The sequence below is a fragment of the Cupriavidus sp. HY129 genome (genome assembly GCF_059492215.1).
On record NZ_CP083255.1, the window covers coordinates 2084682 to 2102748 of the forward strand.

Here is an 18067-nt window from a genome sequence, read left to right on the forward strand (position 1 = left end):
TGGGCGGGCGGGATCGGGCGGGATCAATACATCAGTAAGCCTTGAAGTTCGCCGCGACCCTTTGCCGAAGGAAATCACCTGCCGTAATCGCCGGATACCGCTTCGACGGCCCTTCGATCACCGTATCGCGGTTGGCCTGGCAGAAGAACGCAAGGCTGTGGCGCGGGCCCATGTACTCTCCCGGTGCGGGATTCCGGACGCGATGGAAGTTCGATGGCAGGCGGTCGTCGCTCCAGCGCATCAGCATGTCCCCGATGTTGCAGGTGACCACGTCCTCGATCGGCGCGATCGGGGTCCAGGCCTGGGCATCCATCTCCTTGCCGGGACACACCTGCAGACCACCCTGGCCTTCGCGCTGGAATAGCAGCGTCAGGCAGTCGAAATCGGTATGGGCGCCGGCGCGCCACAGGTCGAGCTTGTCCTGCGCCTCGGGTGGAATCGCGTAGTAATGCAGCAGCCGTAGCGTGCTCTGGTAATCCGGCGCGACCGGGTCATGCGCGCGCGAGAAGAAGTCGGTGTCGAAGCCGAGTCTGTCGGCGAAGCAGGACAGCACTTTCATTCCCACATTCCAGCATTGCGCCTCGAACTCGAGCATCGTCTGCCGGAACCCGGGCAGTTCGGCCTCCGAAGGCCAGAGTGGCGCCATGTGCGGGCGCGTGATCTGATAGGACTCCTTCTGGTCCGGCGTGCCGGTGGATGGCCTTACCTGCGCGCGCGATTCCCAGCCCGCGTTGTTGGCTTTCTGCAATGGATACCGGGCTTTTACCGTCTCCGGCAGTGCGAAGAACTGCTCGGCCATGGCAAAAGCCTGCCGTATGGCGGCCAGGTCGATACCGTGGTGCCGCAGTTGGAAGAAGCCGATGTCGGTGGCGGCACGCCAGAGCTGATCGGCAATCTCGGGCTTGCGGGTGTCGAAGTCCGACAGGTCGATGCAGCGGATCTCGCGCGTGTCGGTTTCGGAGCCGTGGGCGCCCATGCGTGATTCGCGGGCAAGCTCGTGGAGGGGAAGTGTGGCGTTGGTCATGGGTGTCCTGGTTCGGGAATGTGGGCCGATCGGTCCATCCCGGAAGCAAGACACACGCATATCGCGGCAATGCGGCTCTCGACTTCCGGGATGGACACGGAACTCAAGAGCAATTTCCTGCCGCCCCGATGCCTGGAAAGGGCGGGGCGGTTGAACGCTTCTACTCTTCGATCGTAGGTGACGCAGGATTCGGGCCAGCCGGCACGCGGCCCGATTCACCAGATTGGCGCGGCCGACGGTTACTCCGTGGCGTCGAATGCATCGTGATAGCGCACGGTGCCCACCGGCACGTCAGGCCCGAAGGCAAGGGTCTGGAAATACTCCTGCGGTACGCCGGGCAATACCAGCCGGGAATCGGCCTGGAAGCCGAATCTGCCGTAATAGGCCGGATCACCCAGCACGACGCAACCGCGTCCGCCAAGGCGCCGCAATTCATCAAGTGCCGCCAGCATCAGCACCGAGCCAATGCCCCTGCGCTGCCGATCTGGCGATACCGAGACTGGCCCAATGCCATGCCAGCCCGAATCGCCGGAGGAAATGGTGACGGGCGAGGCTGCAACGTGGCCGACGACCCCGCTTTCATCCTCCGCTACCAGCGAGAGCGTCAGGCATCCGGCACGACGCAAGCCGTTGATGATGAAGGCTTCGGTGTGGCTCGAGTGGGGCTCGTCCCTGAACGCCGCTTCCGTGAGTTGGGCGATGGTTTCAACATCCTCGGGACGCTCGGTCCGGACGGAGATGGTCATGCAGTTTTCCTCATTGATGCTCTCGCGGTGGACATCAACCATACTGCAATACGGTCAACCAATCATCCAGATCGTGGGAGGCGGGCAATGGGAAGCATTGGTGCGGTGGTGGTGGCGTCAGTCGCCTTTGTGGGCAGTCATTTCCTGCTGTCCCATCCGTTGCGGGGACCGCTGGTTCGCGTGGTCGGCGAAAAGGGGTTTCTCGGCATCTATTCGCTGGTCGCCTTCCTGACGCTTGGGTGGATGGTGATGACCTACAAGCGAGCGCCGGTCTCGTCACCGCTATGGGTGGCTGGCGACGGCATCTGGGCGGTGGTGACGGTGGTCATGCTGATCGCCTCGATCCTGCTGATGGGATCCCTGATCCGAAATCCGGCGTTGCCCACAGTTGGCCGCCCGGGCGCCTTCCCGGAGGCTGCGCGCGGCGTGTTTGCGGTAACGCGTCATCCGATGATGTGGGCCTTCACGCTTTGGGGCGTGTGCCATATCGCTGTGTATCCGGTGACGAGGAACATCGTGGTCGCGCTGGCAATGATCGTGCTCGCCCTGGTGGGTGCCGCATTGCAGGACCAGAAAAAGGAACGGCTGCTGCCAGACCGTTGGCCGGACTGGGAGGCCAAGACGAGCTATCTGCCATTTGCGGCGATCGTCGCCGGCCGGGCCCGGCCGGCCGGATTTGGCTCGCACGCGCTTCTGGGTGGGCTTATCGTCTGGCTCGCGGCGACCTGGGCCCATCTGCCGCTCGCCGGGATTGCGGCGGGTATCTGGCGGTGGCTGTAGTCGCGACGTCGTTGCGACAACGTAGCGCCCCGGCAGAGACCGGGGGGCGTCAAATCCACTGGTCATTCTCGACGGTACGCTCGCCCGTCGCACCGTCACCCGTGTTCACCACGCCTCGCGGCTCGATCAGCAGCAGTTTGACTTCCGCGTTCGCGCAGGGCTTGTGCTCGACGCCCTTCGGCACCACGGCCATCTGCCCGGCACGCAGCACGATCGACCCGTCGCCCGTGGGTCCCGCCCGGAAGTCGATGCGCAGTTCTCCTTCCAGGACGATGAAGGTTTCGTCGGTGTCGGCATGGCGGTGCCACTGGAATTCGCCCTCGACCTTCACGACCTTGAACTGATATTCGTTCATTTCAGCGACGACGCGCGGTTGCCAGTGACCGTCGATCAGCGCGATCTTGTCGATCAGGTCGATGGCCCGGCACTGGCCACGATCGGCATGCATGGTGGGATGTTTGGGGGCTTGGGGCATCGTTCTCTCCGCTCAAATGTTGACGATTCGAGCTTACGCACGATCCGCGCGACGGTATTGAACGATCGTGGGTGTGCTCAGCCGCGTTGCATGTACCCGGCGACCTGCAGCCAGCGCCCTGGCGTCAGTCCGAATGTCTTCGAGAAGTGCCGCGTCATGTGGCTCTGATCGGCAAGCACAAGGATTCTCGCACGGAGCATCGACATCTCCGCTGGCGCATGACGCCGTCCTTCAACTGCGTCTGAAGGACCCAGATGCATCTATATCAGTGCGCCAGTCATCTGCGGCGACCCTTTCCCCGGGAACTGAAAGCACATTTCATATTGCGAAATCTCGGGAAAATTCCAGCGCCGGGTTCTTTTCGTTCTCCGAAAACTCGTTCCACATCGCAAAAAATGGAGTTTATCTCTTTGAAATATAAGGATAAATTAACTCTTATGTCTTATATAAGACCTTGTCGCGATGCATCAAAAACCCCCTACAATTATTTCCACGCTGCTTGCTTCGACACCCGTAGCGGCACAGGCAAACACTTCTTCAAACACGCTTCATTCTTAGGAAATTCGTATGGCTCAGTATCAAGACGACATCAAGGCAGTTGCTGGTTTGAAAGAGCAACACGGCAGCGCGTGGAATGCCATCAACCCCGAGTATGCCGCTCGGATGCGTGCCCAGAACAAGTTCAAGACGGGTCTGGACATCGCCAAGTACACCGCCAAGATCATGCGCGCCGACATGGCCGCCTATGATGCGAATCCTTCCAAGTACACCCAGTCGCTGGGTTGCTGGCACGGTTTCATCGGCCAGCAGAAGATGATTTCCATCAAGAAGCACTTCAAGAGCACCGAGCGTCGCTACCTCTACCTGTCGGGCTGGATGGTCGCTGCGCTGCGCTCGGAGTTCGGCCCGCTGCCGGACCAGTCGATGCACGAAAAGACCTCGGTCAGCGCGCTGATTCGCGAGCTGTACACGTTCCTGCGCCAGGCTGACGCCCGTGAACTGGGCGGCCTGTTCCGCGAACTGGATGCCGCCACCGGTGCCGCCAAGGCCGCCATCCAGGAAAAGATCGACAACCACGTCACCCACGTGGTGCCCATCATCGCCGACATCGACGCTGGTTTCGGCAATGCCGAAGCGACGTACCTGCTGGCCAAGCAGTTCATCGAAGCCGGTGCATGCTGCATCCAGATCGAAAACCAGGTGTCCGACGAGAAGCAGTGCGGCCACCAGGATGGCAAGGTCACCGTGCCGCACGAGGACTTCCTGGCCAAGATCCGCGCGATCCGCTACGCCTTCCTCGAACTGGGCGTGGACGACGGCGTCATCGTGGCCCGTACCGATTCGCTGGGCGCAGGCCTGACCAAGCAGATCGCCGTGACCGCCACCCCGGGCGACCTGGGCGACCAGTACAACTCGTTCCTGGATTGCGAGGAACTGTCGGCCGACCAACTGGGCAACGGTGATGTCATCATCAAGCGCGACGGCAAGCTGCTGCGTCCGAAGCGTCTGCCGAGCAACCTGTTCCAGTTCCGTGCCGGCACGGGCGAAGCACGCTGCGTGCTGGATTGCGTGACCGCACTGCAAAACGGCGCCGACCTGCTGTGGATCGAAACTGAAAAGCCGCATATCGCCCAGATCGGTGGCATGGTCAGCGAAATCCGCAAGGTCATCCCGAACGCCAAGCTGGTGTACAACAACAGCCCGTCGTTCAACTGGACCCTGAACTTCCGCCAGCAGGCCTACGACGCGATGAAGGCCGCGGGCAAGGACGTGTCGGCATACGAGCGCACCCAGCTGATGAGCGTGGAATACGACGACAGCGAACTGGCCAAGATCGCTGACGAGAAGATCCGCACGTTCCAGGCCGATGCATCGCGTGAAGCCGGTATCTTCCACCACCTGATCACGCTGCCGACGTACCACACCGCTGCGCTGTCGACCGACAACCTGGCCAAGGAATACTTCGGCGACCAGGGCATGCTGGGCTACGTGGCTGGCGTGCAGCGCAAGGAAATCCGTCAGGGTATCGCCTGCGTCAAGCACCAGAACATGTCCGGCTCGGACATCGGTGACGACCACAAGGAATACTTCAGCGGCGAAGCTGCCCTGAAGGCGGCTGGCAAGGACAACACGATGAACCAGTTCTGATCTGGGTCGTACTCCTAAGCAAGCTTCAGGCAGAACGCCAACCCTTCGCGGGTTGGCGTTTTTTTATTTGGCGACGCGTAAAAAAAAGAGCCGACGAATCGGCTCTGTCCAAACTCTCAACGTGACGACCTGAGAAACTTACTGCGGTCCGAGCTTGCGGATCAGCGCATCCAGCCGTGCCATTTCGTCTTCGGTCAGATCGGTCAGCGGCGCGCGCACCGGACCGGCATCGTGGCCAACCAGCTTGGCGCCAGCCTTGACGATCGACACCGCGTAGCCTTGTTTGCGATTGCGGATGTCCAGGTACGGCAGGAAGAAATCGTCGATCAGGCGACCCACCGTGGCATGGTCGTCAGCGGCAATCGCGCGGTAAAACTCCATCGCGGTCTTCGGGATGAAGTTGAACACGGCCGACGAATAGACGGGCACGCCCAGCGCCTTGTAGGCGGCGGCATAGACTTCGGCGGTAGGCAGGCCGCCCAGGTATGCGAGCCGGTCACCAAGCTTGCGGCGAACACGCACCATCGCCTCGATCTCGCCCACGCCGTCCTTGAAGCCGATCAGGTTGGGGCAGCGGTCGACCACGCGTTCCAGCAGGTCGGCGCCGATGCGGGAGTTCGCGCGGTTGTAGACGATCACGCCGATTTTCAGCGCCTTGCAAACCTCTTCGATGTGGTTGGCGATGCCTTCTTCGCTGGCTTCGGTCAGGTAGTGCGGCATCAGCAGCACGCCGTGGGCACCCAGGCGCTCGGCTTCCTTCGCGTATTCGATCGCCACGCGGGTCGGGCCACCGGCACCGGCAAGAATGGGCACCTTGCCCCGGCAGGTTTCTACCGCGGTGCGGATCACGTTCGAATAGTCCTGCTGCGTCAGCGAGAAGAACTCACCCGTGCCGCCGGCGGCGAACAGCGCCGACGCACCGTAGGGCGCCAGCCATTCCAGGCGCTCGATATAGGTATCGGGGCGGAAGTTGCCTTGCGCGTCGAAATCGGTGATAGGGAAAGAGAGCAGGCCTTCCGAGATGATCTGCTTGAGTTCTTGCGGTGTAGTCATGTCACGCTTCCTGATCGCCACATGGCAGATGGCGGTTGGTGGGGAACAAGGTGGGTTATGGCCTCGTTCCATCTGGTCGATGGCTTCGAGATAAGTCATCGTACAACTATAGCGAAAAGCGCGCAAGCATCGACAGGGAAGTTCGAGGGAAAACCCCGGGTTTGATTGCTTCGGAAGCGTGCCGGCGGTCAAATGGAAAGTGACGGCCTGAAGAGCGAATTGCCCTGAGAGCCCGCAACCAGGCTGAAAGAGGGCGATATGTGTCGGACTACGGAGTCGGAGATTGCGCGGAGTAGGGGTAAACGCGCACTGCATTCATCCGAGCCTCGTTCTTATAATTCCAGTCGTATGACGACATATCTCAAGCCGGTCCAGAAGCACTCCCGCATCCAGGAACCAGGGCTGTGAGGAGACCTCTCATGAATGCCACCCCCACCACAGGCGCTGCCGCTGCATCCACCGCGCGGCGCACCAATGTCCGTTACTGGATTCTCGCGCTGATTTTCATCGTGACTACGGTCAACTACGCGGATCGTGCCACGCTGTCGATTACCGGGCCCGCGATGCGCGAGGAATTCGGTTTCTCGGCCGTCCAGATGGGCTATATCTTCTCGGCCTTCAGCTGGTCGTACGTGATGGCGCAGATTCCTGGCGGCTGGCTGCTCGATCGCTTTGGCGCCCGGCGCATCTATGCCGTGAGCATCTTCCTCTGGTCATTCTTCACGCTGCTGCAGGGGTGGGTCGGCATCTTCGCCTCGATGGGAGCAACGATGACGGCGCTCTTCATGCTGCGTTTCGCCGTGGGCCTGGCCGAGTCCCCGGCATTCCCGGCCAATGCAAAGGTGGTGGCAAGCTGGTTCCCGACCGCCGAGCGGGGCACCGCGTCGGCCATCTTCAACGCCGCGCAATATTTCGCCGCCGTGGTGTTCACGCCGCTGATGGCGTGGATCGTTCACAGCATGGGCTGGCATCACGTCTACCTGTGGATGGGCATCATGGGCATGCTGCTGGCGATGCTCTGGCTCAAGGTCATGCGCAGCCCGGTTACGCATCCGGCTGTGAATCGCGCGGAACTTGAGCACATCGAGCAGGGCGGTGGCCTGATTCACATGAATGAAGGGGCAGGCAAGTCAAAGCAGGGCGCCAATCCTGCTGGCTGGTTCTATGCCCGGCAGTTGCTGTCGAACCGGATGCTGGCCGGGGTCTATCTGGGCCAGTACTGCATCAACGTGCTGACGTACTTCTTCCTCACGTGGTTTCCGGTGTACCTGGTGCAAGCGCGCGGCATGTCGATCCTGAAGGCGGGTTTCGTCGCGTCCCTGCCGGCCATCTGCGGTTTTCTCGGCGGCGTGCTGGGCGGCGTGATCTCCGACCACTTGCTGCGCCGCGGCTACTCGCTGACCATTGCCCGCAAGGTGCCGATCGTGGCGGGCATGTTGCTGTCGGTGTCCATGATCGCCTGCAACTACGTGGATGCCGAATGGCTGGTGGTGGGCATCATGGCGCTCGCGTTCTTCGGCAAGGGCATCGGCGCGCTGGGCTGGGCCGTGGTGGCTGACACTGCGCCCAAGGAAGTGATCGGCCTGGCGGGCAGCATCTTCAACACGTTCGGCAATATCGCCGGCATTGTGACGCCGATCGTGATCGGCTATATCCTGAGCGCGACAGGCTCGTTCAACGGCGCGCTGGTGTTCGTGGGCATCAATGCCCTGGTCACCGTGCTGAGCTATCTGGTGATCGTCAAGGACATTCGCCGCGTCGAGCTGAAGCACCCCCAATAAGGAAGGAATCCCCAACATGTCGGACTTGTCGGTACAAAACGCGCAGGGCCAGGCCGCCGAACGCGCGCCGCTCTACATCCGCATTCACGCCAACGACAACGTGGCCATCGTCGCCAACGACGGCGGGCTGCCAGCGGGCTCGGTATTCCCGTGCGGCCTGACGCTCGTGGAGCGTGTGCCGCAGGGCCACAAAGTGGCGCTGGTGGACTTGAAGAAAGGTGACGCGGTCACGCGCTACAACGTGACCATTGGCTACGCCTTGCAGGACCTGCCGCGCGGCGCGTGGGTCAACGAGCGTGTGATCGAAATGCCAACCGCGCCGGGACTGACCGATCTGCCGATCGGCACACGCGTGCCCGAGCCGCTGCCGCCGCTGGAAGGCTATACGTTCGAGGGTTTCCGCAATCCGGACGGATCGGTCGGCACGCGCAACATTCTGGCGATCACGACCACGGTGCAGTGCGTGTCCGGCGTAGTGGAGCACGCGGTGCACCGGATCAAGACCGAGCTGCTGCCGCGCTATCCGAACGTCGACGACGTGATCGGCCTCGAGCATACCTATGGCTGCGGCGTGGCGATCGACGCGCCCGACGCGATCGTGCCGATCCGCACGCTGCGCAATATCGCGCTGAATCCGAACTTCGGCGGCACCGCCATGATGGTGAGCCTGGGTTGCGAGAAGCTGCAGCCGGAACGCCTGATGCCGCCGGGCACAATCCCGATCCAGACCGGCGCCGGCGAGGTGCAGGTGGGCGTGGTTTGCTTGCAGGACGACAAGCACGTGGGTTTCGCGTCGATGATCGACTCGATCATGGCGATGGCCGAGACCCATCTGCAGACCCTCAATGCCCGCAAGCGCGAGACGGTGCCCGTGTCGGAACTGGTGGTGGGCGTGCAGTGCGGTGGTAGCGATGCGTTCTCCGGCGTGACGGCCAATCCGGCCGTCGGCTTTGCCACAGACCTGCTCGTGCGCGCCGGCGCGACCGTGATGTTCTCGGAAGTGACCGAGGTTCGCGATGGTATTGACCAGCTCACCGCCCGCGCCGCTACCCCCGAGGTGGCCGAAGCGATGATTCGGGAAATGGACTGGTACGACCGCTATCTGGACCGTGGTCGCGTCGATCGCAGCGCCAACACGACGCCAGGCAACAAGAAGGGTGGCCTGTCGAATATCGTGGAAAAGGCCATGGGTTCGATCGTCAAGTCGGGCAGCGCGCCGATCTCAGGCGTGGTGTCACCAGGCGAGAAGGTCAAGCAGAAGGGCCTGATCTACGCGGCAACTCCGGCCAGCGATTTCATCTGTGGCACGCTGCAACTGGCTGCCGGCATGAACCTGCACATCTTCACGACGGGGCGCGGCACGCCGTACGGACTGGCCGAGGTGCCCGTGATCAAGGTCGCAACGCGCAGCGATCTGGCGCGCCGCTGGCACGACCTGATGGACGTGAACGCAGGCCGCATCGCAACCGGCGAAGCCACGATCGAGGATGTGGGCTGGGAGTTGTTCCACCTGATGATCGACGTGGCCAGCGGCCGCAAGCAGACCTGGGCCGAGCACCACAAGCTGCACAACGCGCTGGCGCTGTTCAATCCGGCGCCAGTGACCTGAGTGGTGGTTTGTTGAGGGGTGTCGCCTCTCTCCCGCAGGCGGGAGAGAGGTGAAAGATCGCCAGCCTTAGCCGCCAACGATCTGCTTGGAGTACGTCGCGCGCTCCATTTCCACGACGTTCACAGACACCTGAACGCTTTGCGCTGATGCGCCGGGGCGGACCATTTCCGAGATCGCATTGCACACCAGCTGGCCGAGTTCCTTGCGCACAGCCTGATCACGGCCGTCCAGGATCTGCAGCGTGGCGTGGACGAACGCGCGGTCCACGTTCTCCGTTCCCTGGCGATAGGTGGAGAGCGTCACGCAGCGCGACTTGATATCGGGTTCCTGGAATTGGCCGCTGGACAGCAGCGCGGCGTTCGCCTCGTCGAGCAGCTCCTCTTGAGAGCAGGTCAGACGGGTGTTTTCCGTGAGTTCGATGACGAGATGGGGCATGGAACCGGGTCCGGTTGATGGCGGGAAACCCGCATCGTACGGCATTCCGGTGCGGCGTGCCCGCATCCGTTTCCCATCCCGTCAGTGTTGCGCTCCGTTACCGTGTGACGCCGAACGCCGCTTCGATCTTGCGGATATGGTCACGCAGCAGCGGACGCACTTTCTCCAGCAGATGGGCTGGCGGCACGATCGCATTGGGACCACTGCAGCTCAGCGTCATCGGGGGCAATGAGGGACCCGGCCGGAACGCGTGGGCGATCGAATTGATGTCGGGCAGCCATTCGCCAAACGACGTGGTGCAGCCAAGCCGGCGTTGCTCGTCACGGCTGTTCGCGAGGATGGCTTCGGCTTCGGCAGGGGCGACCTTCTCGTCCGTGCGGAATGCCGTCAGCGCCTGACGCTGCTCGGCTGGCGGCAATGCCACCAGGTAGGCACGGCCTGCTGCCGTATTGAGCCCCGATACGCGGCTTCCCACGGCGACGCGCAGAGTCAGGTAGGTCTCGGACTGGCAGTTCTCGAATACCAGCATACGTCCGCGGTCGCGCACGATCAGCGAGGCGACGCCTTGCGACAAATCCGCCAATTCCTGCATGTAGGGCCGCGCCACCGCCAGGACCTCTGCGCCCTGCTGCGCGGCGGGCGCCAGCGCCAGTGCGGAACTGCCCAGGCGGTAACGCACGGGGTCCGTCAGGGCCTGGAGGTAGCCAAGTTCGGTCAACGTGTGGGTCAGGCGCGAAATCGTCGATTTCGGCAGGCCACAGCGCTTGGCGAGTTCGGCATTGCCAAGCTCGCTGTCGAAGGCACGAAAGCACGCCAGCACATCCAGGCCACGCGCCAGCGCGGTCACGAAATGGCGGTCTTCCTTGCGTTTGCTTTCCTTGGGTGCGGCGGCGATCTCCGCCATTTCGATCACATCTTCCATGGCGTGCTCACTCTTTGCCCGTGGCAAGTTGCACGTGCAGCTTCGCCTGGATGGTGGTGCCTGCGAGCAGGCGTGGTGTTGCGAAAAGGGGGAAAGACGCGAGACCAGAACGGTTCGCGGGTACTGCGGTACTACGCATGATGTCTCCGGGTAAGGCGTCCGGCGTTGATGACTCACCGGTATTCGATGAGTCGCATCGTCCCACCGATACTCGGCAATTGTCAACCGCAGCGCGGAACCGTAATTCTGCATTGCAGAATTTAATCGATGAATCTAGTGCTCGGAGGCTTGCGCCTGCAGCCATTCCCGTGGCGATTTGCCGACTTTGGCCGCGAAAACACGCGACAGCGCAGAGGGGTTGGCATACCCCAGTTCGTTGGCCAGCAGCTTGATCGGCACGCCATCACGTAGCCGCGCCTGTGCCAGGCTGATACGCCAGCCCGCCAGGTAATCGGCAGGCGTCTGTCCCACGATTTCGCGAAAGGCGGAGGCGAAGGCGCTGCGCGACATGCCGGCACAGGACGCCATGCGGTCCAGGTTCCAGGTCTCGCCAGGTGCTTCGTGCATCGCCACCAATGCGCGGGCCAGTCGCGGATCTGAAAGTCCGGTGATCAAGCCCGCCTGAATGCCTGCATCGGCCGGATGGTCGAGCATCCAGCGCAGTAGCTGGATCAGCACGACTTCGAACAAGCGGTCTGCCAGCAGCCGCTGGCCGCAGCGGACACGTGCGGTCTCGGCGAATAGCAGCGATAGCGCGGCATCCAGCCCCTCGACCCGCGCCAGCGGCAACACGACCAGCGGGGGCAGGGCCCTCGCAACCGGGTTCATCGCACCTCCGGCGAACTCGAGTGTGGCGCAGGTGAACTGCGAGCCTTCGATCGGTGGATTGTGGAAGGTGTGGACGACGTGCCGCGGATAGAACAGCAGAGACGGCCCGCGGATCTCCATGCGCCGGGGCAGGCCACGGGCCGAGTGCGAGAGCGTCAAATGGCCTTCGCGCAGCACGTGCAGGAAGCCGCGCTCCTTCACGTCGAACCGGCTGATCCCGCAGAGCGCCCCGGTATGGAACAGGTGGGCGCGAACGCGGAAGCGTTCCAGCAAGCCGGAGAGGCGGTCAGGGGTGGCTTCGATCGGGTGGGACATTTTGATGGATGAATTGGTATGTTTCGTGGACGTATGGTATCCGATCGTTTTGCGCCCGGCGGCATAGTGGAGCCCATGGACGGTACAGCCCGTCCAGTTCCCAGTACCCCTCCACTTACCATCCAGAAAGGAGCTTCATCATGACCGCACGTGTTCCCCTCCTAGACCAACACACCGCTCCGGCCGCAAGCGTGGCTGCCATCGAACAGATCCAGACCGCGTTCGGCGTCGTACCCAATATGTTCCGCGCCGTGGCCAACTCGCCGGCAGCGCTGCAGTCGATGTGGGGGAGCTTCGGCGCGCTCGGCGGTGGCACGATCTCGGCGCAACTGGGCGAGAAGATCGCCGTGGCCGTTGCCGACCGCAATCGCTGCGAATACTGTCTGGCCGCGCATACGGCGCTGGGCCGCAAGGCGGGCGCATCGGCCGAGGAGATGGCAGCCGCCCAGGCTGGGTTGTCGAACGAACCGAAGACGGCTGCCGCGCTGGGGTTCGCGGTGAAGGTCGTGGAAGCGCGCGGCCAGCTTAGCGACACCGACGTGGCATCGCTACGCCAGGTCGGTTTCAGCGACGAAGAGATTGTCGAGATCCTGGCACACGTCGCATTGAACCTGTTCACGAACTACGTCAACGTGGTGTTCAACGTGCCGGTGGATTTCCCGGGCGTGAAGCTGATTGCGCGTTGAGGTTGCGTTGAGGTTGCGCCGAGATTGCCCTGATGGCGCGCGAGGCTGAAAGCCAATGAAAAAAGGGCCGCAATTGCTTGCGGCCCTTTGTGTCTTGCTGCGGGACCGATTGAGCGTCAGTGCTGAATCAGCCCTGAATCAAGCGTGAATGGCACCCGATTCGAGCTGCTTGCCAGTCAGGCTGGCCACCGCGACCGCCATGGCGCGCTCGCGAGCCTCGGCGGCGGCGGGCGCCGGCATAAAGCGCTCCGGTGCCTCGCGTGCCAGCTGCTGCAGATGGCGCAACTTGGCCTTGAGATCCGGGTCGACGCGCGAATCCGGCGTGATGGTGGAAGGGCAGGCCACACCGAGGATGTCGAGCGCCTTGCGGAAGATGTCGACGGTCAGACCTTCGGCCGGGTTCACTTGTACCAGGTGCGCGCGCTGCTCGTCGGTCAGCGACTCCGGAGCAACAGTCGAGATGATGACCCATGCGCCAGGAGCCGGGTGCTGCGCGAACCAGGCGTCGATTTCCGCGCCGTGTCCGCCTGCCACCGGCGGCGTCATGCCTTCGACCTGCAGATCCAGCTGCTGGAAGATGGCGGCCGGCGTGCCACGGCGCCAGGCGTCCGAAACCACGACGCGGGCGCCGGCAATGCCGAACAGGCGACGCAGATAGCCGAGGGCGATGGGGTCGAAGTACCTGACGTCTCGCAGGGTTCCCGTGTTTGGCGTGCCGCCCAGGCGGGTAGCGGAGCGGTCCGAATACAGGACGCCGGGGACGTCCAGCATGATGAGGCGTTCAGACATGGGATTCCTGTGTTTGTCAGTCGCAGTTAAGCGGTTAGGTTGAATCAAGCGTATCTGGCTTTAGGGTGCGATGGGCTACACAAATTGTGCTCAAGTGCAACAGCCGTGTAACTTGGCCACACAACTCGTAAATACCGGTTAGCGCTTGATATCAGTTGTTTCGTGCAGACACACTGCCAGGCTGCGGTCCGCATTGTCTCGACAATGTCGACGCGCGGATACAGACCCGATGCACGCCTCAACGAGTGGTTTGGCGGGTCGGTTGACAGGAGTTTGAAAGGAAATGTTCGCGGAGGTGAAACATTTGATGCATTACAAACGGGGGGAAGGGCGTTCAGCGCTTGCGCAGCAATTGCATTTCGAAATGTTCGAACGAGTACTGGCACGTGATGCCGCAAAACAATTCGGCTCGCCTGACCGGCTGCTCGCAGGCATGGCAGGTGCCGCAAGGCTTGAGCCGGGGCGCCCAATCGCGCCCGGCGTTCTCGAAGTCTTCCAGAAAGCTGCTGTCGTCCTGTACGGCTTTGCGTAGCATTCGCTTGTCTCCGCGAGGGCATTTCCTTGGCCAATGACGCAATGCCTTCGGCCCGTGGGTCATGCTCGCGGGGCGTTTTGCGTCGGTCAATAGGCGTGTTGCCATTTACGGACGACAAATGCGAAAACTGAAGCCTTGCCCCGACGTTCGGCGCCCTCAGGGCAAGGTATTGCGGCGGCGCGCAAATCCTCAGAATCGGAAGCGCGCGACGTCTGCCTCCAGCGCTGCGGCCTGTTGATCGAGTTGCGCCGCCTGGCCGGACACCGCCTCCACGAGCGTGCCGTTCTGGGCGCTGGTCTGCTCGAGCCGTGTCAGCGCATCGGCGACGTGCCGGATGCCGGCCGCCTGTTCGTCGGCCAGCAGGCGCAGTTCTTCGGCAAGGGTGTGGCTGTGATTCACCGCGACATCGATGCCTTCCATGGCGGCCACCACGCGCGTGCTGAGATCCGCACCACGTGCGATCTCCTTCGCCGCGTCGCCGACAATGCCGCCGATTTCGCGCGCAGCCGTGGCGCTACGTTGAGCCAACGCGCGGACCTCCTGCGCGACAACGGCGAAACCACGTCCCGCTGCGCCCGCGCGAGCGGCTTCCACCGCTGCATTCAGCGCCAGGATATTGGTCTGGAAGGCAATCCCTTCGATCACCGTGACGATTTCGGAGATGTTTCGCGACTGCGCGTGAACGTTGGCCATGGCGCCGCTCATGTCGCGCACTGACGCCATGCCTGTGGTGGTGGCTTCGCGCGCGCGGCTAGCCATGTCGCTCGACTGCCGGGCTTGTGCGTGTGCCTGCTGGACCAGTTCGGTCAGGCGCGCTACGTTCCCTGCAGCCTCGGCAAGTGCTGAAGCCTGCGTGCCCGTGCGTGCAGCCAGTTCGCGATTGCCGTTGGCGATACCGTCGCTGGCGCCGGAGATTTCGTGCGCGCATTGCTGGATGCGCGCGAGCACGCCGGCCAATTGATCGCGCATGCCGGCCAGGAAGTAGAGCAGGCTGCCTTGATCGTGCGCGCTCACGGCGATCCGGGCGGTCAGGTCGCCATTGGCGATGCGATTCGCAACGGCCGCGGCGTCGCGCGGTTCGCCGCCGAGTTCGCGTGTCAGGCTACGTGCCGCGATCCAGGCCAGCGCGGCGGCGGCAAGGAAACTGGCCACAAGTAGTACCGCCATCACGGTCTGGGCGGTGACTTGCGCGGCGGCCACGCCGGCAACCGTGTCCGCAGCTTGTTGGTCCAGCGTGGACCGCGTCTGCTCGATCAGGGCGGCGAGCTTCTGCAGTTGCTCGCCGACGAAGTGCCCGTCGACCGAGACCGATGAGTCGAATTGCAGGGCGTCGAGCGGCTGCTTGCCGATCAGGGCCACGAAGTTGTTCATCAGTTCGCCGGCAGTCGCGCGCTCTTTCTGCAGCGCGTCGGCTTGCTGCGGGGCAGCCGAGCGCACGCCGTCAACGGCCTGGTCGAGCCTGCGCAGCGCCTGGGCGACCTCCGACGCGGCGGTGTCGCGCTCCGCGGTGCTGGTGGCCAGCGTCAGCGACAACTGGGCGCGGCCCAGCGTGGCCAGCGCCGCCTGAGCACGCTCGGCGGAGATCGCGCCGCGCATGTCGCGCTGGTAGAGCGTGTCCGTATCCTGTTTCAGCTGAATCAGATTGATGATGCCGGTGAGTCCGACGGCCGCGCCGAACGCGTAGATCAGCACGAATGCCGCAGACAGCCGCATGACCAGCGGCAGGCGCGCCAGTCCTTGCCACAGGGATTTGGCTCCCAGTCCAGGCAGACCCAGCTTGATGGCTTGCAACACGAGAAACACTCCTTCGGGGCCGCGACCCCGTCACTCCATGACCCGATGCGCTGCGGCACGCCGGCCTCTCGGTCATTCCCTGGGGAGTGCGGGGCGTGGGTCGTGCTGCAGTGCAGCGCGATCGTCGTGCATGAATGTGACGATAACGTGACACCCCTGAATGGGTGACGTCGTCATACAGGTGACACATTGTTGTCATGAAATGGCGGGCGCTCCATTTATCGTCCGCGCCGGAAGCCGCCCCGTGGCATCACGCTGCGCGGTCGATAACCTGTCATTCAACCCTTATCCGCATGTCATGCTGACCGTCGCCTCCTCGTTGGCCACGGCCCGAGAGGCTGTGTGCCTGCCTTCGTTGCAGGCGGTATTCCAGCCAATCGTGTCGCTGGGCAATGGGGACATTCTGGGTCATGAGGCGTTGATTCGCGGCCCGGCCGCGTCGTTGCACGAGATGCCTGACGCCTTGTTCCGACTCGCGCAGGCAAATGGGACGACCGTGGAGCTTGAAGTGGCGGCGGCCCGTACCGCGCTCGATGCGTGGTCGTCGCTGAACCTGCCGGGCAAGCTGTTCCTGAACTTCAGTCCATTGACGCTGCGCCATCTTCTGGTCGGGCGTGGACACACCATGGCCGCGTTGCTGGGGGCCGATGGCATTGTCGGCGGTGCGGCGGCGATCGCACCTTCCCGGGTCGTTATCGAGATCACGGAGCAGACTGCCATCGGCAATGCCCAGACTTTTGGCCAGGCCATGGCGCTGCTCGGCGAGCTAGGCGTGCATTACGCTCTGGATGATTTTGGCTCGGGCCATGCCAATCTCGACATGCTGGCCGATCTGTCGCCGCAGTTCATCAAGCTGGACAAGTCGCTCGTGCGCGGGATAGATACGTGCTCGCGCCGGCTGGAGATACTGCGCGGGATGCTGCGCATGATGGGGGCATTCGGTGGTCACGTGATCGCAGAGGGCATCGAGCGGGTCGAGGAATTGGCCATGGTGCGGGATCTTGGTGTTTCCGCGGGCCAGGGCTACTTTTTGGGGAGGCCAGTGGCGCTGCCTGAACCGCAGGCGTCGCCGGAGGTGCGGGCTGTGCTGGCCTCGCGGCAGATCGCGGTGTTTCCCCAAGCCTTGCGCACGGGATGGTCGGGCATGACCGCCGGGCAACTCCTGCGCCCCGCGCCGACGATCCATCCCACCACCTCCAATAACGACGTCCTGGCGCGGTTTCACAGCCAGCCTGATCTGCACGCGATGGCAGTGGTGGACGAGGCAATGCGGCCGGTGGCGATGATGAACCGGCAAATCCTGATTGACCGCTACGCCACGCCATTTCATCGGGAACTCTATGGCAGGAAGGCCTGCATCACGCTGGCCAATCCGGCGCCAGTTTGCTTTGACCGCCGCACCAGCCTGGAGGATATGGCCGAGCTTTTCGCGGGCGAGCAATCCCATGTGCTGGCCGATGGTTTCGTGATCACTGATCAAGGCAGATACGTGGGTCTTGGCACCGTGGCCGATCTGCTACGCGCCACGACCGAGGTACGCATGGAGGCGGCACGCTACGCGAATCCGCTAACGTTCTTGCCCGGAAACATCCTGCTGAACCAGCATGTCGACCGACTCATTGCAGCCGGCAGCGCATTTCATGCGTGCTATGTCGACCTCAACCAGTTCAAGCCATTCAACGATCGTTACGGCTACTGGAAGGGCGACGAAATGCTGAAGGGCGCGGCCGCGATTCTGGCGCAGGCATGCGATCCCGCGCGCGACTTCCTCGGGCATGTCGGCGGCGACGACTTCCTGGTGTTGTATCAGGGGGACGATTGGGAGGTGCGTATCCGGGATGCCATTGCACGCTTCAACGATGCAGCACTGATGTTGTACTCGTCGATGGATCGCGCTGCTGGCGGTATTCACGGCGAGGACCGGTTCGGCAATCCGGCGTTCTTCGTGCCGGTAACGATGGCCGCTGGCGTGGTCAGTGTCAGTGCGGAAGCAATGGCGACGCTGCGGCTCTGCAGCCAGCATATCGGTGCGGCCTCGGCGGTGGCCAAGCGCAGCGCCAAGCGCGCGCCATCAGGCGTTGCGCGGATCGATATCGCCGAACTGGCTGCGCGCGGCGTGCTCGATATCTAGATCTGGATTTTCAGAC

17 protein-coding genes are annotated in these 18067 nt (G+C 63.0%); 6 read left to right on the plus strand and 11 right to left on the minus strand.

Annotation, left to right across the window (positions count from 1 at the left end; genetic code table 11):
- Positions 1–31: 31 nt before the first annotated feature.
- Positions 32–1024 (minus strand): isopenicillin N synthase family dioxygenase, encoded by a 993-nt coding sequence (locus tag K6G35_RS25690; RefSeq protein WP_008651291.1) that lies wholly within the window; start codon positions 1022–1024, stop codon positions 32–34.
- A gap of 239 nt (positions 1025–1263) precedes the next feature.
- Complete coding sequence (locus tag K6G35_RS25695; protein ID WP_008651292.1) at positions 1264–1770, minus strand: GNAT family N-acetyltransferase; 507 nt, start codon at positions 1768–1770, stop codon at positions 1264–1266.
- Positions 1771–1857: 87 nt separating this feature from the next.
- On the opposite strand from K6G35_RS25695, the gene K6G35_RS25700 reads away from it, so the two are divergent.
- Positions 1858–2550 (plus strand): NnrU family protein, encoded by a 693-nt coding sequence (locus K6G35_RS25700; protein WP_495676542.1) that lies wholly within the window; start codon positions 1858–1860, stop codon positions 2548–2550.
- 49 nt (positions 2551–2599) lie between these two features.
- Here the strand turns inward: K6G35_RS25700 and K6G35_RS25705 are convergent, their stop codons facing one another.
- Complete coding sequence (locus K6G35_RS25705) at positions 2600–3025, minus strand: cupin domain-containing protein (protein WP_495676543.1); 426 nt, start codon at positions 3023–3025, stop codon at positions 2600–2602.
- Positions 3026–3102: 77 nt separating this feature from the next.
- On the minus strand, positions 3103–3225 hold the full coding sequence (locus K6G35_RS25710; protein WP_017515412.1) for a hypothetical protein: 123 nt from the start codon (positions 3223–3225) through the stop codon (positions 3103–3105).
- Between the two features lie 367 nt (positions 3226–3592).
- Between K6G35_RS25710 and K6G35_RS25715 the strand changes: the two genes are divergently transcribed.
- The gene (locus K6G35_RS25715) at positions 3593–5173 is read left to right on the plus strand and encodes an isocitrate lyase (RefSeq protein ID WP_011519171.1); all 1581 of its coding nucleotides are present in this window, start codon (positions 3593–3595) and stop codon (positions 5171–5173) included.
- 138 nt (positions 5174–5311) lie between these two features.
- On the opposite strand, the gene kdgD is transcribed toward K6G35_RS25715, so the two are convergent.
- A complete protein-coding gene (gene kdgD, locus K6G35_RS25720) occupies positions 5312–6226 on the minus strand; it encodes a 5-dehydro-4-deoxyglucarate dehydratase (protein ID WP_008651303.1) in 915 nt (304 codons plus the stop codon).
- 419 nt (positions 6227–6645) lie between these two features.
- Between kdgD and K6G35_RS25725 the strand changes: the two genes are divergently transcribed.
- Both K6G35_RS25725 and garD read left to right on the plus strand, forming a co-directional pair.
- The gene (locus K6G35_RS25725) at positions 6646–8007 is read left to right on the plus strand and encodes an MFS transporter (protein WP_008651304.1); all 1362 of its coding nucleotides are present in this window, start codon (positions 6646–6648) and stop codon (positions 8005–8007) included.
- 16 nt (positions 8008–8023) lie between these two features.
- Positions 8024–9616 carry a galactarate dehydratase gene (garD, locus tag K6G35_RS25730; RefSeq protein WP_008651306.1) on the plus strand — a complete coding sequence of 531 codons (1593 nt, stop codon included), beginning with the start codon at positions 8024–8026 and terminating at the stop codon, positions 9614–9616.
- 66 nt (positions 9617–9682) lie between these two features.
- On the opposite strand, the gene K6G35_RS25735 is transcribed toward garD, so the two are convergent.
- From K6G35_RS25735 to K6G35_RS25745, 3 genes are all read right to left on the minus strand, one after another.
- Positions 9683–10051, minus strand: coding sequence for a 5-carboxymethyl-2-hydroxymuconate Delta-isomerase (locus tag K6G35_RS25735; protein WP_286881073.1), 369 nt, complete (start codon positions 10049–10051; stop codon positions 9683–9685).
- A 97-nt stretch (positions 10052–10148) separates the two neighbouring features.
- On the minus strand, positions 10149–10973 hold the full coding sequence (locus tag K6G35_RS25740; RefSeq protein WP_011519168.1) for an IclR family transcriptional regulator: 825 nt from the start codon (positions 10971–10973) through the stop codon (positions 10149–10151).
- A 273-nt stretch (positions 10974–11246) separates the two neighbouring features.
- Positions 11247–12116 carry an AraC family transcriptional regulator gene (locus K6G35_RS25745; RefSeq protein ID WP_495676544.1) on the minus strand — a complete coding sequence of 290 codons (870 nt, stop codon included), beginning with the start codon at positions 12114–12116 and terminating at the stop codon, positions 11247–11249.
- Between the two features lie 140 nt (positions 12117–12256).
- On the opposite strand from K6G35_RS25745, the gene K6G35_RS25750 reads away from it, so the two are divergent.
- Complete coding sequence (locus K6G35_RS25750; protein WP_035883663.1) at positions 12257–12802, plus strand: carboxymuconolactone decarboxylase family protein; 546 nt, start codon at positions 12257–12259, stop codon at positions 12800–12802.
- A 138-nt stretch (positions 12803–12940) separates the two neighbouring features.
- Here K6G35_RS25750 and K6G35_RS25755 read toward each other — a convergent pair whose 3' ends face one another.
- The 3 genes from K6G35_RS25755 to K6G35_RS25765 form a co-directional block, all read right to left on the minus strand.
- Positions 12941–13591, minus strand: a complete 651-nt coding sequence (locus K6G35_RS25755) for an HAD domain-containing protein (protein WP_008651313.1) — start codon at positions 13589–13591, stop codon at positions 12941–12943.
- Between the two features lie 334 nt (positions 13592–13925).
- On the minus strand, positions 13926–14126 hold the full coding sequence (locus tag K6G35_RS25760; RefSeq protein ID WP_008651314.1) for a hypothetical protein: 201 nt from the start codon (positions 14124–14126) through the stop codon (positions 13926–13928).
- Between the two features lie 189 nt (positions 14127–14315).
- Complete coding sequence (locus K6G35_RS25765) at positions 14316–15920, minus strand: methyl-accepting chemotaxis protein (RefSeq protein ID WP_186425181.1); 1605 nt, start codon at positions 15918–15920, stop codon at positions 14316–14318.
- A gap of 298 nt (positions 15921–16218) precedes the next feature.
- Here K6G35_RS25765 and K6G35_RS25770 point away from each other — a divergent pair, with 298 nt between their 5' ends.
- Positions 16219–18051 carry a phosphodiesterase gene (locus K6G35_RS25770; protein WP_051705465.1) on the plus strand — a complete coding sequence of 611 codons (1833 nt, stop codon included), beginning with the start codon at positions 16219–16221 and terminating at the stop codon, positions 18049–18051.
- Positions 18052–18067: the final 16 nt, after the last annotated feature.